Here is a 24,232-nt window from a genome sequence, read left to right as displayed (position 1 = left end):
CGCCGGTGGCGGGCAAACCGCCCGTTTCTTGTATTCGGTTATTTCAGATACCAGCCCCATCGCTTTTTGCTGGCATATCTGGTGATCTGCTTGACTTCCAGATAGTTCTCCAGCCCCCAGCGGCCAAGTTCACGGCCGATACCTGATGTCTTGTAGCCTCCCCAGGGCGCTTCGGTAAATGTGGGCTGAGAACAGTTGATCCATACGATGCCTGCCCGGAACGCTGCCGCCACCCGTTCCGCGCGCGCCTCGTCCTGCGACATGACGGCTGCCGCAAGGCCGAAGCGGCTGTCGTTGGCGAGTTCAATGGCTTCGGCTTCGGTTTCGAAGGGCCTGACGCAGAGAACGGGACCGAATATTTCCTCGCGCCATGCGGCGCTGTCCAAGGGAACCTCGGTAAGGATGGTAGGCTCCAGATAATAGCCTTTGTCCAGCCCCTCTGGTCGTTTGCCGCCAATGGCAATCCTCGCCCCCGCCTTTACGGCAGCCTCGATCGCTGCCACCACCTTATCGTACTGGCCGCGTGACACAAGCGGACCTAGCAGCACGCCGTCGTCAAGCCCGTTGCCGATCCTGATCTCCTTCGCGGCCTGGCAAAGACGAGCCATCACCCGGTCATAGATGGGCGCCTCGATGAGGACACGCGAGGTTGCCGAGCACACCTGTCCCTGGTTCCAGAAGATGCCGAACATGATCCATTCCACAGCCTGCTCGATGTCGGCGTCGGAAAAGATCACGAATGGCGACTTCCCGCCAAGTTCGAGGCTGATCCGTTTAATGTCGCGAGCGGCTGCGGACATGATCTTGGAACCGGTTGGAACGGAGCCTGTAAAGGCTAGCTTGTCGATCAGCGGATGGTCGATGATCGCCTGTCCGGCTTCCGCTCCGGTACCGGTTACGATGTTGAGGACTCCAGCAGGCAGGCCGGCTTCCATCGCGATCGCCGCCAATTCCAGCGCCGTCAGCGAGGTCAGTTCCGAAGGCTTGAGAACAACGGTGCAGCCAGCGGCAAGGGCCGGCGCAACTTTCCACGAGGCCATTAGCAGCGGATAATTCCATGGGATGATCGCTCCTGCCACTCCCACGGGCTCCCTGACCACTTTCGAAGTGAAACGATTGTCGGAAACGGCGATTTCTTCGACGGGGTTGTTGTCGAGCTTCTCGGCGAGGTCGGCATAATACTCGAAGCAGCCAGCCGAATCCTCAATATCACCCAGTGCTTCCGGGAGAGGCTTGCCATTGTCGATGACTTCCAGGCGCGCAAGTTCGTCGTGCCTGGCACGGATTCCCGCCGCAATTGCCCTCAAATAGCAGCCACGACTCTGCCCGTCGATTCTGGGCCAGCCATCCTTGTCGAAGGCTCGGCGTGCCGCTGCAACGGCAAGCTCCACATCCTCTGCCGTTGCTGCGGCGATGGCGTGAATCGTCTCCTCGGTTGCGGGATTGATGACGGAAAAGGTTTTCCCGTGAACAGGCCTGATCCATTGGCCATCGATATAGAGTTTGGACCGCAATTTCCTGCTCCCTATCCCAACAATCGACCATCGCTGCCTGCTTATACGAGCGCCGCCGCTTCCTCCGGTAGCGCCGAACCTGCGTTGGTTCCCCCCGCAAGCGATTCACCGCCATCGGCAACCAGTGCGTGGCCGGTCATGTAGGAGGAGCGGTCGGATACCATGAACAATATGACTTCGGCGATTTCTTCCGGCGTTGCAAATCGTCCCATCGGCACCACGTTCTTGATGGAATGCTCAAGCGCCGCCCTTCCGCCAAGCTGTCGTGTGTAAGGGTCGTTGAAAGGCGTATCGACCCAGCCCGGACAAAGCGCGTTTACCCGGATGCCATAGCTGGCCACATCCAGCGCGATCTGCCGTGTCATTGTAATGGAGGCGGCCTTGCTGGTTATGTAGGCTGTCATCTCACGGTCCAGAAATACGCCGGAATTGGAGGCGGTGTTGAGAATGACGCCGCTCTTCTGCCGCTTCATGATTGGAATGACCGCCTTGCAGGCGACAAATTGAGCGTGGACATTGATTGCCCATGAGCGGTCAAACCCCTCGCTCCCCACCTGCTCGATGCTGCCGGCAACCTGCACGCCGGCATGATTGTGCAGGATATCGATCCGGTCATGGGCGCTGGCTACGCTCTCAATCAGCGAATTAATGGCAGCGTCGTCGGATACGTCCAACCTGCGCGCTTCCGCCCTGCCTGACGCTTGGGTAATAAGCTGAACAGTTTCCTCGGCCGCCTCCAGGTTGCGGTCGGTCACGACCACGAAGGCGCCCTCACGGGCCATTACAAGAGAACCGGCCCTACCGATGCCGGAACCCGCAGCAGTCACGATAGCGGTTTTGCCGCGAAGAATCATGCTTATCCCTTTCCATTTCAGTAACGACGGCGAAAAAGCTTGCGGCTCTGGTAAACGGCGACTGCCTCTTCAATGAAGGCGGCAATGGTGTGCGCGCCATAGTCCCGCCGCAGCATTTCCGCCCGGGCGCGCAGGGGCTCGGGGTTCTCCAGCCTGCCCGGGCGCAGCATCTCGTAAGTCTCCAGGACGATATCCTGCGGAACGGCTACCAGTTCGGCGGCGCGCTCGAGATTTCGCGCCAGCCCTTCCCGCCCCGCAGCGCGCGCGATCCGTGCCTGCAATTGCAGCACATCGGCCGAAATGCGGATGTCTTCCGCGTCTATACGGCCGGAAAGAACCTCGCTGAGCGTCAGGTCGTTGATGGTTTTTCCGGAGGCTGAAACCGCCTGCTCTGGGCATTTTTCGGAGATTGGATATTGCTCCAGAACATCTTTCATCGCATTGCTCCCTGCCCTAGTTCCATCACCACCTCGACCGGGGAGGCGTCAGCTTCCACCAGGGACGTCTCGATCGCATAGAGCATCGACACCCGCACGTGGTAGCGGGCGGCCAATGATCGTCCATCGACCGGAACCAGCACCGGCTCCGGACTTTCTCCATGGGTATAGAGGGCAGCGTTGCGTCCCATGGCCCGATAGTGATCGAGCGTCGTGACAGGGGAGTTTGAAAACAGCTCCACATTCAGATGCGGCAGCCGGTCTGCCTTATGGATGACCGCAGTGCCTTTGGCCTGGATCCCGATGCCATAGCCCGATCCGGAAAGACGCGCGGCAGTTAGCCCGAGGAAGGAGGTGTCGGCCGTATGGCGTATCCTGACGAGACGTGGCACCCCGCCGCCATCGCGGATGCCCTCGGTCAGCGCCAGCACAACATCGATCAGATCGTGCCCGGCGGTCGTGCGGGTTAATTCAACGCCGAATGCCGGGCTCAGGCCCACCACCACCTCATGAGCGTCTTTCCCTTTGCCAGCGGTGCCAACTGGCACGAGCCAAGCTTTGGCCGTCGGATCGACCGGCGCCTCGTGTTCCATGACCTTTTCAATCGTTTGCAGGTCGCGCACATTCTGCACCTTCTCCCAACGTTCCGGCGTCATGTTGTAGCCGGTAGCGGGGCCGCTATAGTGGTTTGGATCGTTGATGGCACTGATCACCTTGCCGTCACGCAGGATCGCGGATGTCTGCAGGTAGTCTCCGGAAATGCGCTGGCGCAGCATGAGCATGAGATTCTCCGCCTCCTGCTCGAACCCGCGCCGGGCCAGCGCGCGCACCACATCTAGCGCTGTAAGGCGCCGGTCGCGGATCTTGTTGCTGATCCTCGTCACCTCGCCCGGGCTGAACGTCTCCGTTTCCAGCGAGCCGGAAGCAGCGGCCACGGAAGACATCCACTCGGGCTTGACCTCGGCAAGCCCCAGCTCATCGAAAACGGCCGCGACTGCCTCGATGGCCCGCATGCGCAAACGGCCCGTTTCTTCCTCATCGAGCGGCGTTAGTCCGCCATCGACTTCAAAGTCCCGCTGCAGGGCAAGATAGTCCTCGATCTCTTCTCCGTTGAACAAGGACGGGTTGAAGGAGTTGTCGTATTTCTTGATTGAGCCGAAACCCGAGCACAGAAGATCTGAGCCTGCGAGCAGATAAGGAGTGATCTTAGCGCCGACCCGGATCTCCGATTCGCTCACACGAGTGTCGTTGCCGGAAGCGCATTCCAGGCCCAGCCAGACGGCAATTAGGTTCTCCGCCATCAACTCGCGCATGCCGCTTGCCATGGATGCGGTGAGCGGTGCCCCGTCTATGCCGCCATTCTGTGTTCCCTGGACCCCCATTGCGCTTTGCAGGCAAAGGCAACGCGCCTCCAGGTAAAGAACAGACTTGCGCTCATGAAAGCCCATCAGCAGTTCTGCGGAGGCTCCCGATGTGCAGCGTGTCTTGATGCCACGTGAGGCATAGGCTGCTGTCAGGAACGCCTTCGACCAGGGCGTGTCGTCGCCGTCCACGAAGGCCGCTTCCGTGCCGTAGACCGAAACCGTCTCGGCATAGGATGTGAAGCCAGCCATCCCGATCTGGAGTTCCTCGGCCTCTTCGATCGAGCACTGGAACAGGACACCGCCGCGCCCGACAGCCGCTCCTACCGCGCAGGCCATGGCGTTGGCCCAGGAATTGGAAGCGACGCGCATAGTCGTCTCGATCTCGTCGAAACCAAGCGCTACCGCCGTCGCTGCGTCGGCGGCTAGTTGCAGCGGATCGTCCTTGGCGTTGGTGACATGGGCCTGATTGCCTGGCGTGCGGCGCTGTCGCATTTTCGCATAGGCGAAGGTGATCTCCAGCGCCGACATGACGGATACGACCGAAACGAGCTTGGCTGGCGTCATGCCGCAGGCTAGCCGCTCGAGGCGCTCGCGCGGCACATTTATGTCGACCAGCAGGCGGGCCACCTCGGTTGAATCCATCGCCATTGCTTCCTCGACAATGTCCGGATCGAGAAAATGCGTTGCGATGAAGGAATCGATGATATCGAACTCGGCTTCAGGCTTGCCGTCGATTTCGACGATCCGTCCATTTTCCAGCCGGGCTGAGGGAGCCGGATCCCATGGACTTTGGAAAGTGGAGAAGCCTGCTTCGGAATTCTGAGCGGCGAACTGGTCGTGACGAAGGGCGCGCGTATCCCATTCATCGAAGCGTCGCCAACGAGGGGGAGTTGTCATTGCAAGTCTCCTTTCCTGCTCGCTCGTGTCCGATCCAGGCATCTTCCGGATTGATCAGAACCACCGCAGCCAAATGAGCTGAATCACAATCAGTGCGATCACGTCCCAGAAGATCACTTCGCCGGTGGTGAACCATCTGCGCCGGCTATTGACGCGCCAGAAGCCCAACCACACCATGGCGGCCAGCAATAAGGGACCAAAGCTGGCGACGTTCACCGCAGCCTCTCCCCGGTTCTGGCGTCGAAGTAATGCAGAGCCTCCATCGGAAAACGAAGATTGACAGGCTGCCCCGCAGCCAGGTCATCACAGTCCCGCTGAGTCCTGACGGTGATCGTTCCCTCATCGTTGGCAAAGATCAGAAGTGTATCCGGTTCGACCGTCTCCTTCACATCCAGCGTCAGGGAGAATCCGTCCTCGCTCCCAATTTGTCCGAACCCGATCTGCTCTGGGCGTATGCCAAGCGTGACCGGTCCGTCGCGGCATTCGACCTTGCAGGTCACCCCACCTGCACGGAACACGCCGTCCTCGACCATGCCATCCATCGTATTCATGGCTGGCCGACCCATAAATTCCGCCACAAACCGATTGGACGGCTGGCGGTAGATAGCGCGAGGCTCATCGAACTGAACCAGTTTCCCGTCCTTCAGAACGGCGATGCGCGTGGCAAGCGTCATCGCCTCTTCCTGGTCGTGCGTCACAAAAACGAAGGTCCTGTTGAGGCGTTTGTGCAAGCGGTTGAGCTCGGTGCGCATATGGAGGCGCAGCAAAGCGTCAAGATTGGAAAGCGGCTCGTCCATGAGGCAGATAGTGGGTTCCCACACCAATGCCCGGGCGACCGCTACACGCTGCGCCTGGCCGCCGGATAATTGGCTCGGGCGGCGGTGCAGATAGCTGCCGATCTGCAACAGATCGGCAACCTGTTTTACCCGCTGGTCCAGTTCAGCAGCGGCGATCTTGCGGATTCGTAGTGGGTAAGCGATGTTCTCATAGACGCTTTTGTGGCTGTAGAGCGCATAGTTCTGGAACACCATCCCGATGTCGCGAAAGCGCGGAGGGAGGCCGGTTATATCGGTGCCCCCAATTTCGATACGCCCTTCCGTCGGCATCTCCAGACCTGCCAGCAGCCGGCATGCGGTCGTCTTTCCCGAACCGGACGGACCCAGCAGCACAACAAATTCGCCGAGCTCGAACTCCAGGTTGAGCCCGTCCAGTGCGGTCGTGCCATCGGCAAAGCGCTTGGTCACATCTGCAAAGGAAACTGCCATCAAAATGCTCCGTATGTTCCTGCCTGACGGGATCGATTGCATGCCACCGGCACGGCTTAATGAATTGGCCCGAACTATGCCTTGTGGAAAGCGAACACCTGCAAACTCAGCCTTTCACGGCCCCAAAGGTCAGCCCACGCACCAGATGCTTCTGTACTAGGAATGTGAAGATGAGGATCGGCAAGGTGGCGACTACTGCCACGGCGGCCACCTGGCCCCACAAGGTTCCGTGCGGCGTGATCAGGCCCGGAATGCCGACGGTAAGTGGACGTCCCTCAAAGGCGACGAGGATGAAGGCGTAGAGGAACTCGTTCCATGACAGGATGAAGCACAGCACTGCCGTCGCAGCCAGGCCCGGTGCCGCCATTGGAATGATGACACGGACGAAGGCCCCCAGCCTGGAGCGCCCGTCCATCATGGCTGCTTCGTCGATCTCTTTCGGAATCTCCGCAAAGAAGCCGCGCATCATCCACACCACCAGCGACAGGTTGAATGTCGTATGGGCGATAACCACGGAATAGATCGTGTCCGTGAGCCCAATCAGTGTGAAGAACATGAACAGAGGGACTGCTATGGAGATGGGAGGCGCCATGCGGGTTGTGAGGAAGAAGAAGAACAGATCTTCCTTGCCGGGGAAATCGTTGCGCGCAAACACATAGGCCGCTGGCGCGCCGATGCAGATCGAAAGAACGGTGGTCGCGATGGAAATGACCAGCGAGTTCATCACGAGCGGCAGATACGCCTTGTCAATGAACACTGCCGGATAGTTGTCGAAGGTGGGCGTGAAGAACCAGCGCGGTTCCGGCGACAAGATATCCAGCCGGCCTTTGAAGGAAGTAAGCAGCATCCAAATGTAGGGCGTTAGGGCGATGACCAGGATGCAGGCAAGAACGCCGACCGCCAGTATTTTATAGGATCTGTTCATTTCGCTCATCGCCCTGCTGCCCCAGCAGATTTCCAGTATACGGCCTTGTAGAAGACAGAGCACATGATCAGGACGACGAGGTAGACCATGAAGGCGACCGCAGCGCCGTATCCAAGGTCCCAGTTCTTGAAGTTGACCCGGTAGGCGTAGATCGACAGCAGTTCGGAGATCGTGCCCGGCCCGCCTCCGGTTAGGATGAATACCTTGTCGAATTCTTTGAATGCATCGATAGCCCTCAACAGGAGCACCAGCGCGATAATGGGTCTTAGCAGGGGCAGCAGGATATCCACGAACTGCCGCCACGGTCCTGCGCCGTCCATCGTGGCTGCCTCGAAGGGCGGCTTCGGCAGGCTCATCAGGCCAGCGAGGATGATCAGGGTGACAAAGGGCGTCCATTGCCAAACATCGATGGCGATGATGGTAGGCATCACCAGTGAAGGCGATGAGAAGACCGCGGAAGACTGGGAAAGCAGGCCAACTTTGTGAAGGTAATGGGTGACCATGCCAAAATCGCCCTGTAGCAGAAGCCGCCAGATCAGGCCAACGGCCACGGGCGCGAGCATCATCGGCACCAGAAACAGCGTCGTCAGCAGCCGCTGGCGCTCAACGAAGCGCCAGATAAGCCAGGCGATGGCAAAGCCGAACACGAATTCAAGGCCGACCGCCACAAGCACGAAACGGATCGTCAGCCAGAACGAATGCCAGAAGATCGGGTCATTGCGGACGAGGTGTCGGAAATTGTCGAGACCGACAAAGGCGCCATTCTGGTCTGGATTGGCGTAACTGAGGTCGGTCATGGCCGTGTAGGTCATGTATCCGAACGGTCCAACCAGGAATATAAGGACGAGAATGGTTGCCGGTAGGATCAGGGGAAGAGACGCCCCCCGATCCAGGAGAAAACGCCCACGTGGCCTTTGCAATGGCTTGTCCGGAACATGCTCCCGGTGAAGGGTTGCACTCTCACGGGGAGCAATTCTGCTTATGCGCTGAGACGACACTTTGTCATTCCACCGGATATTTCATTGGTGCGCAGGAGCCCAGAAGCGCGGAAATTTCCTGTGCCGAACGGTGGAGGGCTTCCTTGGCGGTTTTCTCGTCAGCCAGGAATGAGGAAAGCTCACGCACCAGAATATCCGTCATCTGGGCCGATTGCGGCAGCGTCGGCTTTGGCTTTGCCACTTCGTTCGCAGCCATCGAGGCTTTTGCATAAGGCAGTTCTTGCACCTCGGGCGAAGCATAAACGTCAGGCCGTGCGGTCGCGCCGCCGTTCAGATGCTGGCGAAGCTGCTGATCGTAATCCATCATCCACTGAATGAAGAGATAGGCTGCCTCCTTGTTCTTGGATGCGGTGGGAATGAGGTAGGTCCAGCCCTCTGCCTGGGCCACCCTGCCACCTTCGCCTTCGGGGACCATGTCAAATCCCATCTTGCCCACCACCGTCGAAACGGATTCGTCCACGGCGACGGCATAGGTAGCGTCGTTCCACATGATGAGCTGGGTGACGGTGCCCTGCTGCATCAACGCCATGACATCATCCCAGAAGTAGTTCAGCGTGTCGGGCGGGGAAAATTCCTTAAGGCTCTTGTAATATTCCGTGGCCGCGATCGCCTGGGGGCTGTTGACAATTACCGGTCCGCATTCCGAGCCCGAGTTGGCCTCCAGCATGTCGCCGCCGAAGGAATAGAGGAAGTTGAGCCATTCGTACCAAAGCGCTTCGTGCCGCTTGCCCTGCAGAGCGGTCCCGTACAGCCCCTCTTCCGCTCGCGTAAACCATTCGGCGATGTCGCGATACTCATCCCAGTTCTTCGCCGGCGCCAGCTCGTAGCCATACTTGGCCTTAAAGCCTTCCTTCTCCTTCTCGTCCGTCAGCAGATCTGAACGATACCACATATACATGCTGAGCGCGGTAAAGGGAAAACCGAATGCCTTTTGGTCATACCAGGAGATCTCTTTCCAAAGTCCCTGGTAGAGCTGCTCTTCGGGCTTGAACTCCGGATCACGCAGTTCCGGGCTTTCCAGGAAAGCGTCGACCGGCTGGACGTTGCCGTTGGTTACGAATTTTCCAAGTTCGCGATGCGGCTGGATGATGAAATCGTAGCGGCCGCGCCGGGAGTTCAGGTCGAGCATTACCTTGCTTACGGCTTCGGAATGCTCGTACATCTCGATCTCGACCTTGATGCCTGTTCGCTCCTCGAACTCGGGCGCAAGCGCGCTCATGGCCTCCAGGGGAGGGAGCGCTTCGCCGATCGTGCGGATCGTCACCCCCTTGTAGGGTGCAGCCGCCTCCTCAAGAGACCACGCGTTCCCGGCTGCGGTCTGGATGAGTAGCGCCGCGGTGGCAAAGGCGGCTGTCATTGAAAGCGCGCGGAAATTCCCGTTGGATCTAGGCATAGCACTCCCCTTGTGTGGTTTTCTCTGAACCACGCTAGCCAATGAAAGCGAAAGCTCAGGCTGTCATCGGCAGGCCGGTTCCGGATGCCGGAAACTGGTCAGGCAATTACAGGTACTGATGCGTATGGATAACAGGCAGGTGCCGGGCCCTGAACGCAACGGCGTAGCCGTGCAGGCGATGCGTACCAGTGCTGCCGAAGCCGGCAGCGCGATGAAAGTTCATCTTCTCCTCCTCCAGGATCCTGCTGCGGGAAATATGCCGTTTCAGGCAGCCTTTTCCCTTCCTCCTCCTTATGCAGGCATATTTCTGATATGAAGGAAATCTTATATTATCGCCATGTTCAAGGGATATTTCCTGCAGGGAATAGGCTAGTAGGCATATTCCTTTTGGGGTAATCCTGGGGGGGTGAGATAATGCGGACGGCCAGCGCCAAGAAGTTCCTATCCACGCCGGAGTGGTATACCTCGCTCAGCAATCTGCTGGCGGTGGCAGGTGATCCGTCCTTCCCGCAGGCGTTCGCCGATGCAGTGCATTCGCTTGCACATTTCGACTACACGGTCACATTCGCCTACAATGGCCCGGATATTCCCGTTTGCCTTCACCACACATTCCAGCCACAGCGGTTTCACATTCATGTCAAGGATTATGAGGTAGGACCTTACCTGCTCGACCCGTTCTACAAGGCGGCCGCCAACGGAACGCGATCCGGCCTGTACCGCCTCGCCGATCTGGCGCCAGACCAGTTCTACAAAAGCGAGTACTATCGCTCCTATTACGTGCAGACAGGGCCGGTTGACGAGATCGCCTTCTTCATTCCCGGCAATGCAAACTGGACGATTGTCACTTCACTGATGCGTTCGCCGAGCCAGCCCGGTTTCAAGGCACATGACCTGCGAATTTTGCGTTGTGTCGAGCCGCTGTTACGCAAGTTCGCCGAGCTGCACTGGCGGACCGATGAACGCCTGAAGGGGCCTGGCTCCGAGCAGAACGAAAAAGCGGTGCTGGAAAGGACGGTGCAGGAGGCTCTGAAATCAAGAGGTATACCTGCGCTAACACCCCGCGAGATGGAAGTCGTCGGTTTGGTGCTAGAGGGGCATTCTTCCGAATCGATTGCAAACATCCTCGGGATTGCGGCAGGCACGGTGCGTATCCATCGAAAAAACATCTATGCAAAGATGCGCATTTCCTCGCAGCGCGAGTTGTTCGCGATCTTTATGAAAACGCCTGCCGTCGCCGTTTCACTGCCCTGACGCAGAGACGCTCCAGAGCCGCCTTTGTCAGCCAAATGCGCGCAGGATAAGCACCAGTCCCGAAATGGAGGAGACGGTCAGCACGACCGCCTTGACCCCACCCCGATCCACGAACTTCCGGCCCCATGCCGACATGAGCAGGCCGGCGAAGGCGAAGGGCGTCATCAGCATGGCAAGCCATAAATCATGCGTTCCAAAACGGCCGGCCAGCCATAAAGCCAATATCGATATGAGCCCGCCGAAGACGAAGAACGCGTTGAGGGTAGCACGCATGCGCGCACCTCCCGTGTCCTGATAGACCATTGCCATGGGCGGCGCTCCAATGGAAGTGAGCGTGCCCATGAAGCCAGAGATCGTGCCGGCTGCAAGCAGCGTGGAAGGGCGGGCCGGAATGCGCAAGCCACTTAGGCTCAATCCCACGCTCAACAGAACCGCAAAGCCGAATAGGGCCGAAAATGCTTCCGGGCTCATCAGGCCGACAATCAGCGCCGCCACCGTAGCGGAGACCACCCGCCCGCTCAGCGCATAGGCAAGATCCTGCCGGTTGAGCGCGTGAAGCTCGCTCATCATCCCACCGATGCACACCAGCGTTGCAACGGTGATCATCGGCCCGGGCACAAAGGCCGGGTCCAAAATTGCAAGCAGCGGCGCGGCCAGCATGTTGAAGCCAAAGCCGGTTGAGCCTTGAATGGCCCCCGCCAGCACAAGGGCGATTGCCGCCGCAAGACCTGGCCATGACCAGAGGGTATCGATCATGCTCATCGCGCCGCCGCCCGCTTGGCCTGATCACGCAGGAACGTTTTCAGGTGCCGTCAGCGGAAAGAGGCAAGCGCTGCGGCGGTCGTCATTGCCACGCCGTTCCAATGCGGGGCTTGTTCTGGCGCATTCAGGGCGCGCCATGGGGCAGCGCGGGTGGAACACGCAGCCTGAAGGAATATCCATCGGATTGGGAAAATTGCCGCGCAAGCCAAGGTCCGGAACCCCGCTTTCGTCGCTCGGGGTAAACATCGCATTCCGCAGCACAAGCGTATAGGGGTGATCGGGATTGGCAAAGATGCTCTGCGTCCCGCCTTCTTCCACGACCCGGCCGAGATACATCACCATCATTCTGTCCGCCATGTGCTGGATCACCGACAGATCGTGCGAGATGAACAGCATGGCGACGTCATGCTCTGCCCGCAGGTCAAGCAGTAGGTTCAGAATCTGTGCCTGCACCGACACGTCGAGCGCAGATGTCGGCTCGTCGCAGATTACCAGCTTCGGACCAGCCACCAGCGCCCTTGCGATGGCGACGCGCTGGCGCTGCCCGCCGGAAAGCTGGCTCGGATTGGCGGACAGGGTGCGGCGCGGTAGCCCCACCTGGTCCGCCATTTTCGCTGCTTTCTGCCTCCGTTCCGGCCGTGTACCGATCTTGTGGATGTGCAGCGGCAGAGCGATCAGGTCCTCGACAGACATGGACGGGTTGAGCGAACCGTAAGGGTCCTGAAAGACCGGCTGAACCGCCATTGCGCGCTCGTGCCGCGGATAGTCCGATAAAGGACGTCCATTCAGCAGTACTTCGCCCTCAGTAGGCTTCTCAAGACCCAAGAGGATTTTGGCAAGGGTGCTCTTTCCGCAGCCGGATTCGCCGACCACGCCAAGGATTTCGCCATCGCCTATGTTGAGCGAAACTTCGTTCAGCGCCCTCAGGGGGATCGTTTTTCCAAGCAGACCCCGGCGTAGCTGGTAGATGTGGCTGAGACTGCGTGCTTCGAGAAGAGGCTTGCTCATGCCGTCAGCGCCTCCTGTGCATCGAGAGGGAGGTGACAGGCAACCTGCTGTCCAGCTTCCGTCTGCCGCACGGGCGGCGCTTCCCTGGTGCAGATGCTCATGCGCTTCGGACAGCGCGACAGGAACGGGCAGCGCGGGTCCTCATGATGGAAGGCTGGCACATTGCCGGGAATGCTGGCAAGGCGCTTGGAGCCGGTCCCGCCATCCTGCGGCCGTGGCACCGACGCGATCAGCCCCTTCGTATAGGGATGTGCGGGGCTGCGCAGAACAGCGGCGCGGGATCCGTGTTCGACGATACGCCCAGCATACATGACCGCAACCCGGTCTGCGATCCGCGCCACCACGCCCAGATCGTGCGTGATGAAGAGCATGCCCATCTTCCGGGCGCTTTGCGCCTCCTTCAGAATGCGCAGGATCTGCGCCTGGGTTGTCGCGTCCAACGCGGTCGTCGGCTCGTCGCAGATTATCATCTCCGGTTCGCACATCAGGGCCATGGCAATCAGCACACGCTGACGCAGGCCTCCGGAAAGCTGATGCGGAAACTGTTTCATGCGCAGTTCGGCGTTGGTTAGGCCGACGCTCTCAAGCACCTCGATCGCGCGCGCCTGCGCTTCGGCCGAACTGACGCCGGTATGGCGGCGGTAGACGGCACGAAGCTGATCCCCAATAGTGAATACAGGGTTCAGCGCCGTCATGGGCTCCTGAAAGATCATCGAGATTCGCCGCCCGCGCAGCGCCGAAAGCTTGTGTCTCGATAGCTTCGAAAGCTCGATTCCGTCAAATTGCAGCTTCGATGAGGACAGTTCGGCCCCCCGCGGCAGAAGCTGCATCAGCGCCAGAGCCGTCATCGATTTGCCGCAGCCCGATTCGCCAACCACGCAAAGCGTTTCCCCGGCAGCAAGGTCGAGATCGACGCCGCGCACCGCACGCAGGCGCTGGCCCTGATCCTGTAGGGTCACCTTGAGATCGCGTACTTGCAGCAGCATCAGCCCCGTCCTCCTGCGGTGAGGTCCCGCAAGGCATCTCCCACTAGGTTGATCGCAAGCGCAAGGATGAACAGACACGCGCCGGGCAGTACGATCAGCCAAGGGCTGAAGAACATGGATGTCTTGGCCTCGGACAGCATCAATCCCCAGGAGGGCAGGGGCGCTTGGACACCAAGGCCGAGAAAGGAAAGGGCAGCTTCCAGCAGCACCGCATGAGCCATCTCGACCGTTGCGACCACCATCAGCGGTGCGCGGATATTGGGAAGAATTTCGCGAAACAGGATATGCGCAAGCGAGCTGCCGAGCACGCGCGCGGCCGTCACATAGTCACGCGCGGCCACCTGCTGCGTTGCGACGCGCGTCACGACCGCGAACTGGTCCCACAGGAGAAGCCCCAAAACCACGATGACGACCTGCAGCGACGGTCCGATGAGCGCGACGACCGCGAGCGCGATCAGAATGATCGGCATCGACAGACGTGTGGTGATGATTGTCGAGATCGCAGTGTCGATCCAGCCGCCAAAATAGCCTGCCACAAGACCGAGCGTGATGCCGATGATCGCTGACATCAACGTGGCGCCGATGGCGATCGTCATCGAGATTCGCGCGCCGTAGATGAGCCGGCTGAGATAGTCGCGCCCAAGCTGGTCGGTGCCCAGCAGGTGTTCGGCCACGTTGGCGTCGTGCCAGAAGGGTGGCTTCAGCCGCATGGCGATGTTCTGCGCATACGGATCGTACGGTGCGAGCATCGGCGCGAAGATCGCGACCAGCGTTATCGCCAGCAGGATTGCGCCTGAGAAAAGGAAGGTGCGGTGGGCAATCGCCTTGCGCCAGAAGCCAAGGCGGACGGTCAGCGTCTCTTCCTCAGGCAGTGAAGGAGTGGTGAGAGCCGGTATCGTCATTTGCGGGCGCTCCGCAGCCTAGGATCCATATACGCGTTGAGAAGATCCGCCAGCAGTGTCAGCACGATATAGATTAGCGAAATCAGTAACACGATCGCCTGAATCACCGGCATGTCGGAACGCGACATGGATTGCCAGGCAAGATAGCCGACCCCGTTGAGCGCAAAGATCGATTCAACGACGATGGACCCGCCCAGCATGAAGCCCAGTTGCACAGCCGAAAGCGAGACAACGGGCAGAACCGCGTTCTTCAGAGCATATTTGAAGGTGATCTGGAACGGCCGGATACCCATGGCCTTCGCCGTGCGTATGTAATCGGAAGCCAGGACCTCGATCATTCCGGCGCGGATCAGGCGTATGAGCGGCGGCATGGCGAAGGTGCCGAGCGTTATGGAAGGCAGGACGAAATGCGCAACACTTTCCGAGCCGGAGATGGGAAGCCATCGCAACTGTACGCCAAACAGGACGATCAGGAGTAGTCCCGCCCAGAAGTTCGGAATGGCCTGGCCCGCGACGGCAAGCAGTTGGGCCAGTCTGTCGATGATGGTGTCCGGCCACAGGGCTGCGGCGCTTCCAAGCGGCAGGGCGATTGCCAGCGCGAGCGCCATCGATAGAATGGCAAGCAATGCAGTGACTGGCAGCCGTTCCACGATCATGTCCAGAACCGGGCGCTTCGTCAGGTATGACACACCGAAATCGCCTTGGGCGATGTTGCCGATATACTCGCCATAACGCACCAGCAAAGGCCGGTCGAGGCCGTATGTCTGGCGGATCAGCGCCAGGTCCTCGTCCGTGGCCTGCGCGCCGGCGATGCCGATGGCTGGATCATAGGCAACGTTGCTCAGCACAAAGCAGATGATCGAAACGTTCACCATGACCACCACCGCCATGGTGGCCCGCTTCAACAGAAAGCTCAGCATTCGTGTGTCGTTTCTTCATGGTACGGGCGGCCGCCGGATGTAACCGGAGGCCGCCCGAACTAGGTTAGTTCTACTTCCAGCTTGCGTCGTAGAAACGCGGAAGTTCGTCAAGGGTGGGTTCGAAGTCGAGCGCATTGGTATAGGCATAGCCCATCACGATGGTGTGCATCGGCACCCAATACGCCTTTTCTGTGATGATCCTGATGGCTTCGGCATACTTGGCCTTGCGCTCTTCCGGATCCATGACAGAGCCTGCTTCCTTGATAAGCTGGATCACGGTTTCGTCGCGCGCGCCGTCATTGCTCGAACCGTCGAACATGGTTCCAAGCGAGGCGGAACTATCGGCGAGCGAGAAGGAGCCCCAGTCGCCATACCATGCACCGACCTTGCCTTCGCGCCAGCTTGAGAAGGATGCGCTGGCCTGGAGCATTTCCAGCTCGGCGTTAATGCCGATCGCAGCCAGATAGGACTGCACGGCTTCGGCACGGGAACGGTCACGATAGCTGCCGAGCTTCAGTGAGAAGCCGTCCGCATAGCCCGCTTCAGCCAGAAGCTCCTTGGCCTTCTCGGGGTTATATTCGTAGATCACCGCCGCCGATTGATCGCAGCCGAACTGCACCGGATGGCAAGGCGCATTGAGGATTTCGCCATCGCCCCCCACCAGATTGGCGACGATGGTTTCACGGTCAATGGCGTGGTTGACGGCCTGACGGACGCGTACATCCGTAAGCGGGTTGTCGGCGCCCGTGCGTCCGGCGGCATCGAGCGCGACCATCGCGATGCGCAGGGTGGAAGCCAGAGCCACATCCAGGGTCGGAACCGCCTGAAGCTGCTCGACCTGGTCGGACGGAATGTTCCAGACCCAGTCGACGCCGCCGCTAATGACTTCGGCGATACGGGTCGCGGTGTCGGGGATGATCCGCCAGTTGATGGTCTTGATCGAAGGCGTGCGCTTGGCGCCGCCCTCATAATAGCCCTCATAGGCGACAAGCTTGACGAGGCCGTCACCGAAGGATTCGACCTTATAGGGGCCCGCGCCGATTGGCTTTTGACCGAATTCTTCCGGGCCGACAGACTGGAAGTAATCCGAAGGATAGATCGGCAGCGAGCCGGCGACGAATTCGAGCGCGGCGGGCGCGGCGCCCTTGGCGATGACGCGCACGGTGTAATCATCGACCACTTCGGCACGTTCGATCCAAGACACGGAGCCCTGTGAACGTGCGCCATTGGCCGGGTCAGCCCAGTAATTGTAAGTGAAGGCGACGTCTTCCGCCGTGAGCGGTGATCCGTCATGGAAAGTAACGCCTTCGCGCAGCTTGAACTCGATGGTTCTGTCGTCAATCCGCTCCCAAGAGGTCGCCAGCAGCGGTTCGTATTCAAAGGTCTTCGGGTTGCGGTAAATCAGCATGTCGTAGATATGCATGGTGATCACCACGCCGTCGCGGGCGGTGTTGATATAGCCGTCCAGCGTCGGGAAATCTTCGCCCATACCAAGGGTGATGGATTGATCTTCCGGGCCGGCATAGGCCGGAACGGCCATGGCCGTGCTTGCCCCTAGGGCGGCGCACAGGCCGAGTATGCGGGAGAACTTTCGTATTTCCATCATGCAACTGACCTCTTCAAGGCTGGTGAACCGAACGCGCCGGCTTGCGCAAAGCGTGGCGGTAGGGAAGTCGCGACAAATCCGCCTCAACCGCCCCCGGCGCAAGCGCAGGAATGATGGCGCGGGCCATCGTCTGGTACGCACCGCGAAAATGTACGGAGCTTTTTACTACCAGAACTGGCAATTTTTCAGGAACCAATCCCAGATGCAACAGGAGTCCGGGTTCGGACGCTTGCATCTTGCGCGGAGCAACGATCACCATCACACCCTCGCGCTCCAGAAGGGCGACCGGTCCGAGCGCAATCGGGTTGTCACGATACATGGGGCCGATGCCGGTAAAGCTGCCGGACCCCAGACGCAGGACCTTCCAGGGTCCTTCCACCGGCGCGCCGTAATGTGCTGAAAGCGAGGCGCCGATCGCAATGTCGATCCGGTTGCCTTCACCTGCCTTGTGTGCTGCCTTGCATGCAGCCGCATCGGCAATATGAACCAGGACGGCGCCCTTGGCCCTGCCCTTCAGTAAGGCGTGCAGCATGCCAGTCGTGTCGCCAGTCCCTCCGCCGCCTGGATTGTCCTGGGTATCTGCGATCACAACTGGGCCGGAGCCATTCTCGTCAGCGGCAAGCTGCATGGCTTCCGCCACCGCTTCATCGGCAGGAAACAGACTGGTGGCGAATTGTGGCTCGGCCTTGATCCATTCTGCCAGCATTGCGTCTGCTGCACACTCCACCGCGGCCGCGTCACTGCCCTGTACGATGATCGAAGGGCCAGAATCGGGAATATCCGCCAGCGGAAAGCCGAAGAACTGGCTCACGCAGTCGACGCCATCGGCGTCCTCGAGCCTGCGTCCAAATGCAAGCAGCGAGCGGGTCGGCTCCACGAGCGTGCACTGGTCGTTGATGGAGGCCAGATATGGCACCGGCCTGTAGCCCAGAACGGGCGGAGGAGCTCCCTTCAGCACTTGGATGAGCCGCTTCATCACCCGCGCGCCCGTTTCCTTCAGATCCGTATGCGGATAGGTGCGGTAGCAATCAAGCAGGGTGCAGTCGCGCACCATGGCTTCTGAAATATTGCCGTGCAGGTCGAACGAGGCGGCTATGGGGAAGGGGGCGGGGGCAATGCGTCGCAAGCGCGCCAGCAATTCCCCTTCCGCATCCGGCCAGGACGGCGTTGCCATCGCGCCATGCAGGTCGAGATAAAGCGCTTCGGCGCCATCGGCGAGCGCCTCTCGGAAATATTCGCAGATATCGCCAGCAATATCCTCGAAAGCGTCATCTTCGACCGGGCCGGAGGGCAGTCCGATGCACCAGAGCAAGGGCAGGAGCTGAACGGACGCTTCGGTGGCGGCAGCAATGGCTCCGGATGCCGGTGTACCAGCCCTGGAGATGATGGCCATCATCTCCTCGCCCACGCAGAAAGGCGGCCAGCCACCCGGCCGGTCGAAATCAGCCCGCCTGGCAAGGGTGCCTGCAAAGCTGTTCGTCTCGTGCTGGAAACCGGCGATGGCTATCTTCATGCCTGCCCCTGCCGCGCCTTAAAAGGTGCCCGGATATTCGCCACCGTCAATCAGAAGGTTCTGCCCGGTGATGAACCCGGCATGCTCGCTGACAAGGAATGCGAAATAGGAGCCGATCTCCGATGGATCTCCGTAGCGGCCTGCCGGGTTCTTTCTTGCCCGCTCTGCCCAGATTTCATCGTAAGGCCGGCCGGTGGCCTCGCTCAGCTTGGCGACGTGCTCACGCTGGCCGTCACTATCGAAGATGCCGGGCAGCAGGTTGTTGATCGTGACGTTCCGCCCGACCGTCTGCCGCGCCAGCCCGCCGGTGAAGCCCACCAGCCCGGAACGTGCGCCGTTGGAAAGCCCAAGCTCGGCATGTGCGATTTTCACGCTGCGCGAGGCGATGTTGACAATGCGCCCGAAACCCCGCTCCATCATGCCGTCCACCGTTGCCTTCATCATGAAGATCGGCGGCAGCATCATCAGATCGATGGCTTTGATCCAGTCATCCCGCGTCCAGTCGCGAAAGTCGCCCGGCGGCATGCCTCCTGCATTGTTGAGCAGGATGTCCGGTTCCGGACAGGCTGCTATCGCTGCGGCACGGCCTTCTTCCGTCGTGATGTCAGCCACGACGGTGGTTACCTCCACCCCGGTTTCCTTCCTGATTTCCTCGGCTGTGGCGAGAAGCGCTGCCTCGTTGCGCGCAACCAGCGTCACATCGACGCCAGCGCGTGCAACCGCCAGGGCGCAGGCCTTGCCCATGCCCTTGCTCGCGCCGCTCAACAGCGCCTTGCGTCCGCGTATACCAAGATCCATTGCTTGCCCCTTAAAGGTGCGCCGGCCCTTCATCGGGGCGGTACCCCATATTTTTCATTCTCACTCAGCGGCCAGCGCCGGCCGGATGTTCAGGCCGTATTTGCGGTCAAGTTCCAACTCGCGATAGGCGTTGAGCCCGGCTTCGAGCGCTGTCGGCGCAAGCGGCTTCAAAGGCTTGCGCAGCGGTCCCGAAGGCAGGCCGAGCGCGCGCATGATCGTCTTGGTTGCCACCGGATTGATTGCCGAATAGACGAAATGCAGGATCGGCAGGTTGCGTAGATATGCCTCGCGAAAAGCATCCGCCGCTCCTTCCTTGCGCCAGGGCGTCGAAATGGTGACCATTTCTTCGGGAATGATGTTCCCGGTCATGTTCGCGGTGCCATGACCGCCAAGCGCCATGGTCGGCACGACGAGCCCCAGATTGGGCGAGCAGCAGCACATGATCGACATGTCCGGCTTGGCCGCGCATATCTGCGCCACTTGACCGACGCGCGTGGTGGATTCCTTCAGCACCACCATATTGTCGTGGCGGGCAAGCTTGAGCAGGTCGGTCCAGTGCAGGTCCGTCTTCACACGCGGCGGATTGTTGTAGAAACCCATCGCCAGGTCGGCACTGTCCAACACCTCGAACATGAAGTCGGTGATCGCTTCATTATCTGCGCCGATATAGGCCGGAGCCGCGACGATTGCCCCGTCCGCCCCCGCCGCCTTGGCATGACGGACATAGCCGATAGTCGTTTCGGTGTTGTTGCCTGTGCATCCGTAAAACATCTGCATGTCGCCCGGGCGCATCTTAACCGTCTTCTCGACAATCTCGCGCCGCTCTTCCGCCGACAGCATCGAGACTTCGCCCGTTGAGCCCATGATCAGCACCGCTGAAGTGCCATGGTCGTGATGCCAGTTCAGGAGCGTGCGGAAACCTTCGTAGTCGATGCTGCCGTCCTCGTTCATGGGGGTGACGAGCGCGACGAAAGATCCTTCGGGTTTCTTGTGGGCCATGACATTCTCCTGCTATGGCAGCCTGTACGGTCTCTGTAAGCTTTTTGCGAATGACTTTGAAGATCCCGGACCTTTACGGCAAGTATCAAAATCCGGAAAGAGTCATTCGGAAAATTATGAACTTCGGCTGCTTGCTTCAGCGCCGTGCTTATACCGTTTTCTATTTCGTTGAACAGAGCGTCGGCCGCCAGTAAAAATTGGCAGGTCGCGCGGCTTCATGACGCGGATATCGAATCGTAATCCGCAAACGCGTTGGCGGGTACAGCTCATCGAGCCGTGTGCCGCACCAAGAAGGCAGCGGTTCGTCCTGCAATTCTCGGTGGCTTAGCTCTCTGCATCCGCCTTTGGATGTTGCGGCTCCATCACGCACACGCAGCGGTAGCAAATTCCAGCGTGAACTCCAGGTCGGGAATAAGGCGACTCACGGCAGGCTGTGAGATGCTCTTAGCAGCCGGTTACGAGCCGAGCACCATCGTTGCCTGGAACGCCATGAGCTGGCGTTGGTTCACGATGGCAGTTCCTCCTGCGCGATCGTTATCCAATATCTTACGCCGTCGGCGATCAGATTGTCATTGAAGTCGTAGCGGTCGGAATGAAGCGCGGGGCCTTTTCCAGCACCGATGAAGAAGAAGCAGCCGGTAGATTGTTCCAGCATGTAGGCAAAATCCTCTGCCCCACCCACCGGCACCATCTTGTCGTCCACCTGCTCATCGCCGAAGCGCTTGCGTAGAGCCGACACGATCCTGGAGGTGGTGTCCTCGGGATTGTGCAAGGACGGAAAAAGCCGCTCGTAGTTGACTTCCAGCGTGGTGTTGAAGGCATTGGCCGCTGCCTGGGCAACCTCCTTGAGCCGTCGCTCCAGCAGATCGCGGGTCTCGGGCGCGAAGCTGCGCACCGTTCCGCGCACCACCACGCGCGAGGGGATGACATTGGGGGCATCATAGTTGCCGCCGCCGATATGACCGACGCTGATGACCCCCTGGTCGAAGGGCGAGATGTTGCGGCCAATGATCGCCTGCAGATTCGTGACGAACTGTGCTGCCGCCATCGTCGGGTCCACCGACAGGTGAGCGCCCGAACCGCCATGCCCGCCCTGACCTCCGAAAGTAACCGTAAAGGTATCGGCCGCCGCCAGCATGGCGCCGATCGTGACGTGGAACGTGTTTTCCGGCAAGTTCGGCTTGTTGTGCAGCCCATAGACGGCATCGACGGGGAAACGCTCGAACAGCCCGTCGCGTATCATCGCCGGAGCGCCGCCGAGACCTTCCTCGGCGGGCTGGAAGATGAAGTGGATCGTTCCGGAAAAAACCGGGTTCTTCGCCAGCACTTCCGCTGCCCCCAGCAGCATAGTCGTGTGGCCATCATGGCCGCAGGCATGCATCATGCCCGGCACCTGCGAGGCGTGCTGCAGTCCTGTCGCCTCGTTCATCGCGAGCGCGTCCATGTCAGCGCGAAAACCTATGGCCCGGTTACCCGTGCCGGCACGCAGTGTGCCCACCACTCCGGTTCCGCCCACACCTTCCGTTACTTCAAGGCCCAACTTCCGCAGTCGCTGCGCAACGATCCCCGCTGTGCGTACCTCCTTGAAGCCGATCTCGGGATGCCGGTGCAGGTCTCGGCGCAGTTCGACCAGAGAGGGGAGGATTTTAGAAAGATGTGTTTCGATCTCGACCGGAAAGGAACGGGATGACATGGAATAGATCCTGAAAGAGCGGGCTACACCTGGGACACCGGATTGTCCGGCTAATGGCCCTCTTCTGCAAGGCACTGGTGGCCGAGGCTGCGGGGGCCGGAAAATTTTGTTCTCTTTGCCTCAAATAGGCAGCATTCCGCAATAGTTGAAGCCGTCACACTCATCCCACTCATGCCGGATTGACGCAGACACCCGGTTTCAAATCCGCGGACGGACGTCTATGCCTGGCATGCGCTTCTGGCGTTCAGCGCCCATTCATCCTCAGCGCCTGACGGCAAGCAACGCCGGATAATGCCTCGCAAATACATGTGCCGGGCGTTGGGGATTCTTCGCAAGACTGACTACAAGATCTGGGGCCGCTACCGGCAGTAGGGAGGGGAGGCGCGCACCGGGCGGTCTCGGCGGCCGGTGCGCTAGGAGCAGGATCGCTTCGATCGATTCGTCAGCGAGTTCAACGGGGAGCGGCCGCACCCGTCGCTTGATATGGCTTGCCCTGGCCCGCAACTGCATGCACCGAAAGAAGATCGCCTTCGACGTCCAGCAGATCGACCGGAGGTTCCAGCAGGACTACGGCAAGCTCTCGATCTCGGCCACCGACGCGCAGCTGATCGCCGATGCCCGTTCGCGCTGGGAAAACACCGTCGGCGGGCTGCAGGACGCCATGCGCGTCCAGGCCGGCGTGGTCGGCAATATCGACAGCAATCGCAGCGCGATGTCTGCGCTGGTCGATCAGAGCCAGAATGCGGTCGGTGCGCTGCAAGCCACGCAGGCGGGCAACCAGCTTCTCGCACTGCAATCGCAGCAGCTTTCGGACCTCATCGCGGTGATCTCCGCCAATGGCCGCGCCACAGCCATGCTCGAGGCCGACCGGGCGACGGCCGCCGAACAGGGCCGCATCCAGCGCGAGCGCTTTCTGACACCTGGCTCGGGCTACCAGCCGGGCAACGCGCAGATGTTCAACGGCGGCAACTGATCCCGGGAGGGTGTCCCATGGATGGGAAAGTGCTGGCCCGGAACGGGGCGATCATATTCATCGCCATAGCGATCACCGCCACCGTGATCGAGATGACCCGGGAGGAGGAACCGGCGCGGGTGAGGTCCGCGCCGGAGCGCCAGCCCGAGGTGGATCCTCTGCGCCTGACGCTTCGGCGATGCCAGCGACTCGGAGAAGCCGCCACCAGCGAGGCCGAGTGCCTTTCGGCATGGGCAGAGTCCCGCGACCGCTTCCTTGGCCGCTCTCCGGCGCCCGCCGCCCCGGCAGTCGAAGGGGAGCGATGAGCCGTGGGCGGGATGGGGGTCATCGACAATTTTCTCGGCGTCTTCACGAGCTATATCGACAGCGGATTCGGGTTGCTCGGCGGCGAAGTCGCCTTCATCGCGACTACGCTGATCGTCATCGATGTGACGCTCGCGGCTCTGTTTTGGAGCTGGGGTGCCGACGACGACATCATCGCCCGGCTGGTGAAGAAGACACTCTTCGTAGGTGTCTTCGCCTACCTGATCGGCAACTGGAACAATCTCGCTAAGATCGTTTTCGACAGCTTTGCGGGACTCGGCCTGCAAGCCTCCGGAACCGGTTTTTCCGCGGCCGATCTGATGCGCCCCGGCCGCGTCGCGCAGACAGGCCTCGATGCAGGCCGACCGCTGCTCGACGCGATCTCGGATCTGATGGGCTTCGTTTCCTTCTTCGAGAATTTCATCCAGATCGCCTGCCTGCTGTTCGCCTGGGCGCTGGTGCTGCTCGCCTTCTTCATCCTTGCGATCCAGCTCTTCGTCACGCTGATCGAGTTCAAGCTGACGACGCTTGCCGGGTTCGTCCTCATTCCCTTCGGCCTGTTCGGCAAGACCGCCTTCATGGCCGAGCGTGTGCTCGGCAACGTCGTCTCCTCCGGCATCAAGGTGCTCGTCCTCGCCGTCATCATCGGCATCGGCTCGACGCTGTTTTCCCAGTTCACCGCCGGTTTCGGCGGCGCGACGCCTACCATCGACGATGCCATGGCGATCGTGCTGGCCGCTCTCTCCCTTCTCGGTCTCGGCATCTTCGGCCCCGGTATCGCCTCGGGCCTTGTCTCGGGCGGCCCGCAGCTCGGCGCCGGCTCGGCTGTCGGCACCGGGCTCGCCGCCGGTGGCATGGTGCTTGCGGGTGG

The 24,232-nt window shown here is 60.3% G+C and carries 22 protein-coding genes and 1 pseudogene; 4 read left to right on the top strand and 19 right to left on the bottom strand.

Going from position 1 to position 24,232, the window contains the following annotated elements; translation table 11 throughout:
* Positions 1-38: 38 nt before the first annotated feature.
* From HUS57_RS11470 to HUS57_RS11430, 9 genes are all read right to left on the bottom strand, one after another.
* A complete protein-coding gene (locus HUS57_RS11470; protein ID WP_173933855.1) occupies positions 39-1,514 on the bottom strand; it encodes an aldehyde dehydrogenase family protein in 1,476 nt (491 codons plus the stop codon).
* Between the two features lie 41 nt (positions 1,515-1,555).
* Positions 1,556-2,368 (bottom strand): SDR family oxidoreductase, encoded by an 813-nt coding sequence (locus tag HUS57_RS11465; protein WP_173933853.1) that lies wholly within the window; start codon positions 2,366-2,368, stop codon positions 1,556-1,558.
* Positions 2,369-2,385: 17 nt separating this feature from the next.
* The gene (locus HUS57_RS11460; RefSeq protein WP_173933850.1) at positions 2,386-2,805 is read right to left on the bottom strand and encodes a diol dehydratase small subunit; all 420 of its coding nucleotides are present in this window, start codon (positions 2,803-2,805) and stop codon (positions 2,386-2,388) included.
* On the bottom strand, positions 2,802-5,066 hold the full coding sequence (locus HUS57_RS11455) for a propanediol/glycerol family dehydratase large subunit (RefSeq protein ID WP_173933848.1): 2,265 nt from the start codon (positions 5,064-5,066) through the stop codon (positions 2,802-2,804). Before HUS57_RS11455 ends, HUS57_RS11460 begins: the two co-directional genes overlap by 4 nt.
* Before the next feature lie 54 nt (positions 5,067-5,120).
* Positions 5,121-5,282: a hypothetical protein gene (locus HUS57_RS11450; protein ID WP_173933846.1), complete on the bottom strand. Its 162-nt coding sequence runs from the start codon at positions 5,280-5,282 to the stop codon at positions 5,121-5,123.
* Positions 5,279-6,331, bottom strand: a complete 1,053-nt coding sequence (locus tag HUS57_RS11445) for an ABC transporter ATP-binding protein (protein WP_173933844.1) — start codon at positions 6,329-6,331, stop codon at positions 5,279-5,281. Before HUS57_RS11445 ends, HUS57_RS11450 begins: the two co-directional genes overlap by 4 nt.
* Before the next feature lie 106 nt (positions 6,332-6,437).
* The gene (locus HUS57_RS11440; RefSeq protein ID WP_173933843.1) at positions 6,438-7,256 is read right to left on the bottom strand and encodes a carbohydrate ABC transporter permease; all 819 of its coding nucleotides are present in this window, start codon (positions 7,254-7,256) and stop codon (positions 6,438-6,440) included.
* A gap of 5 nt (positions 7,257-7,261) precedes the next feature.
* Complete coding sequence (locus HUS57_RS11435; protein ID WP_173933841.1) at positions 7,262-8,068, bottom strand: sugar ABC transporter permease; 807 nt, start codon at positions 8,066-8,068, stop codon at positions 7,262-7,264.
* A gap of 190 nt (positions 8,069-8,258) precedes the next feature.
* Entirely contained in the window at positions 8,259-9,647 is a 1,389-nt protein-coding gene (locus HUS57_RS11430) for an extracellular solute-binding protein (protein ID WP_173933839.1), read from the bottom strand.
* Between the two features lie 414 nt (positions 9,648-10,061).
* On the opposite strand from HUS57_RS11430, the gene HUS57_RS11425 reads away from it, so the two are divergent.
* Positions 10,062-10,898, top strand: coding sequence for a LuxR C-terminal-related transcriptional regulator (locus HUS57_RS11425; protein ID WP_173933837.1), 837 nt, complete (start codon positions 10,062-10,064; stop codon positions 10,896-10,898).
* Between the two features lie 27 nt (positions 10,899-10,925).
* On the opposite strand, the gene HUS57_RS11420 is transcribed toward HUS57_RS11425, so the two are convergent.
* The 10 genes from HUS57_RS11420 to HUS57_RS11375 form a co-directional block, all read right to left on the bottom strand.
* A complete protein-coding gene (locus HUS57_RS11420; RefSeq protein ID WP_173935173.1) occupies positions 10,926-11,654 on the bottom strand; it encodes a sulfite exporter TauE/SafE family protein in 729 nt (242 codons plus the stop codon).
* 30 nt (positions 11,655-11,684) lie between these two features.
* Positions 11,685-12,668 (bottom strand): oligopeptide/dipeptide ABC transporter ATP-binding protein, encoded by a 984-nt coding sequence (locus tag HUS57_RS11415; protein WP_173933835.1) that lies wholly within the window; start codon positions 12,666-12,668, stop codon positions 11,685-11,687.
* Positions 12,665-13,654, bottom strand: coding sequence for an ABC transporter ATP-binding protein (locus HUS57_RS11410; protein WP_173933833.1), 990 nt, complete (start codon positions 13,652-13,654; stop codon positions 12,665-12,667). Before HUS57_RS11410 ends, HUS57_RS11415 begins: the two co-directional genes overlap by 4 nt.
* Positions 13,654-14,556 (bottom strand): ABC transporter permease, encoded by a 903-nt coding sequence (locus tag HUS57_RS11405; RefSeq protein ID WP_173933831.1) that lies wholly within the window; start codon positions 14,554-14,556, stop codon positions 13,654-13,656. Before HUS57_RS11405 ends, HUS57_RS11410 begins: the two co-directional genes overlap by 1 nt.
* The gene (locus HUS57_RS11400) at positions 14,553-15,476 is read right to left on the bottom strand and encodes an ABC transporter permease (protein WP_173933829.1); all 924 of its coding nucleotides are present in this window, start codon (positions 15,474-15,476) and stop codon (positions 14,553-14,555) included. Before HUS57_RS11400 ends, HUS57_RS11405 begins: the two co-directional genes overlap by 4 nt.
* Positions 15,477-15,546: 70 nt before the next feature.
* The gene (locus tag HUS57_RS11395) at positions 15,547-17,082 is read right to left on the bottom strand and encodes an ABC transporter substrate-binding protein (RefSeq protein WP_173933827.1); all 1,536 of its coding nucleotides are present in this window, start codon (positions 17,080-17,082) and stop codon (positions 15,547-15,549) included.
* A 13-nt stretch (positions 17,083-17,095) separates the two neighbouring features.
* A complete protein-coding gene (locus HUS57_RS11390; RefSeq protein WP_173933825.1) occupies positions 17,096-18,595 on the bottom strand; it encodes a M81 family metallopeptidase in 1,500 nt (499 codons plus the stop codon).
* Positions 18,596-18,613: 18 nt separating this feature from the next.
* On the bottom strand, positions 18,614-19,393 hold the full coding sequence (locus HUS57_RS11385; protein WP_173933823.1) for an SDR family oxidoreductase: 780 nt from the start codon (positions 19,391-19,393) through the stop codon (positions 18,614-18,616).
* 60 nt (positions 19,394-19,453) lie between these two features.
* Positions 19,454-20,392, bottom strand: coding sequence for a dihydrodipicolinate synthase family protein (locus HUS57_RS11380; protein ID WP_173933821.1), 939 nt, complete (start codon positions 20,390-20,392; stop codon positions 19,454-19,456).
* 505 nt (positions 20,393-20,897) lie between these two features.
* Positions 20,898-22,085 carry an amidohydrolase gene (locus HUS57_RS11375; protein ID WP_173933819.1) on the bottom strand — a complete coding sequence of 396 codons (1,188 nt, stop codon included), beginning with the start codon at positions 22,083-22,085 and terminating at the stop codon, positions 20,898-20,900.
* Positions 22,086-22,551: 466 nt separating this feature from the next.
* Here HUS57_RS11375 and trbJ point away from each other — a divergent pair.
* The 3 genes and pseudogenes from trbJ to trbL form a co-directional block, all read left to right on the top strand.
* Positions 22,552-23,058 (top strand): annotated as a pseudogene (gene trbJ / locus HUS57_RS11370) (P-type conjugative transfer protein TrbJ); the annotation flags it as partial.
* Positions 23,059-23,075: 17 nt separating this feature from the next.
* The gene (gene trbK-alt / locus HUS57_RS11365; protein ID WP_173933817.1) at positions 23,076-23,363 is read left to right on the top strand and encodes a putative entry exclusion protein TrbK-alt; all 288 of its coding nucleotides are present in this window, start codon (positions 23,076-23,078) and stop codon (positions 23,361-23,363) included.
* Between the two features lie 3 nt (positions 23,364-23,366).
* A partial coding sequence (trbL, locus tag HUS57_RS11360) for a P-type conjugative transfer protein TrbL (protein ID WP_173933815.1) occupies positions 23,367-24,232 on the top strand: 866 nt, incomplete at its 3' end.

This window comes from Chelativorans sp. Marseille-P2723 (assembly GCF_902809845.1).
GTDB lineage: Bacteria > Pseudomonadota > Alphaproteobacteria > Rhizobiales > Rhizobiaceae > Chelativorans.
The sequence above is the reverse complement of the archived record's forward strand: the minus strand, read 5'-3'. Positions and strand labels throughout refer to the sequence as shown.

Excerpts from the sequence above, each read along its gene's own strand:
- HUS57_RS11405 (WP_173933831.1), bottom strand. The coding sequence starts at position 14,556 with ATGACGATACCGGCTCTCACCACTCCTTCACTGCCTGAGGAAGAGACG.
- HUS57_RS11465 (WP_173933853.1), bottom strand. The coding sequence starts at position 2,368 with ATGATTCTTCGCGGCAAAACCGCTATCGTGACTGCTGCGGGTTCCGGC.
- HUS57_RS11445 (WP_173933844.1), bottom strand. The coding sequence starts at position 6,331 with ATGGCAGTTTCCTTTGCAGATGTGACCAAGCGCTTTGCCGATGGCACG.
- HUS57_RS11460 (WP_173933850.1), bottom strand. The coding sequence starts at position 2,805 with ATGAAAGATGTTCTGGAGCAATATCCAATCTCCGAAAAATGCCCAGAG.
- HUS57_RS11425 (WP_173933837.1), top strand. The coding sequence starts at position 10,062 with ATGCGGACGGCCAGCGCCAAGAAGTTCCTATCCACGCCGGAGTGGTAT.
- HUS57_RS11435 (WP_173933841.1), bottom strand. The coding sequence starts at position 8,068 with ATGACCTACACGGCCATGACCGACCTCAGTTACGCCAATCCAGACCAG.
- HUS57_RS11440 (WP_173933843.1), bottom strand. The coding sequence starts at position 7,256 with ATGAACAGATCCTATAAAATACTGGCGGTCGGCGTTCTTGCCTGCATC.
- trbK-alt (WP_173933817.1), top strand. The coding sequence starts at position 23,076 with ATGGATGGGAAAGTGCTGGCCCGGAACGGGGCGATCATATTCATCGCC.
- HUS57_RS11415 (WP_173933835.1), bottom strand. The coding sequence starts at position 12,668 with ATGAGCAAGCCTCTTCTCGAAGCACGCAGTCTCAGCCACATCTACCAG.
- HUS57_RS11455 (WP_173933848.1), bottom strand. The coding sequence starts at position 5,066 with ATGACAACTCCCCCTCGTTGGCGACGCTTCGATGAATGGGATACGCGC.
- HUS57_RS11380 (WP_173933821.1), bottom strand. The coding sequence starts at position 20,392 with ATGGCCCACAAGAAACCCGAAGGATCTTTCGTCGCGCTCGTCACCCCC.
- HUS57_RS11375 (WP_173933819.1), bottom strand. The coding sequence starts at position 22,085 with ATGTCATCCCGTTCCTTTCCGGTCGAGATCGAAACACATCTTTCTAAA.
- HUS57_RS11400 (WP_173933829.1), bottom strand. The coding sequence starts at position 15,476 with ATGCTGAGCTTTCTGTTGAAGCGGGCCACCATGGCGGTGGTGGTCATG.
- HUS57_RS11395 (WP_173933827.1), bottom strand. The coding sequence starts at position 17,082 with ATGATGGAAATACGAAAGTTCTCCCGCATACTCGGCCTGTGCGCCGCC.
- HUS57_RS11420 (WP_173935173.1), bottom strand. The coding sequence starts at position 11,654 with ATGATCGATACCCTCTGGTCATGGCCAGGTCTTGCGGCGGCAATCGCC.
- HUS57_RS11410 (WP_173933833.1), bottom strand. The coding sequence starts at position 13,654 with ATGCTGCTGCAAGTACGCGATCTCAAGGTGACCCTACAGGATCAGGGC.
- HUS57_RS11390 (WP_173933825.1), bottom strand. The coding sequence starts at position 18,595 with ATGAAGATAGCCATCGCCGGTTTCCAGCACGAGACGAACAGCTTTGCA.
- HUS57_RS11430 (WP_173933839.1), bottom strand. The coding sequence starts at position 9,647 with ATGCCTAGATCCAACGGGAATTTCCGCGCGCTTTCAATGACAGCCGCC.
- HUS57_RS11385 (WP_173933823.1), bottom strand. The coding sequence starts at position 19,393 with ATGGATCTTGGTATACGCGGACGCAAGGCGCTGTTGAGCGGCGCGAGC.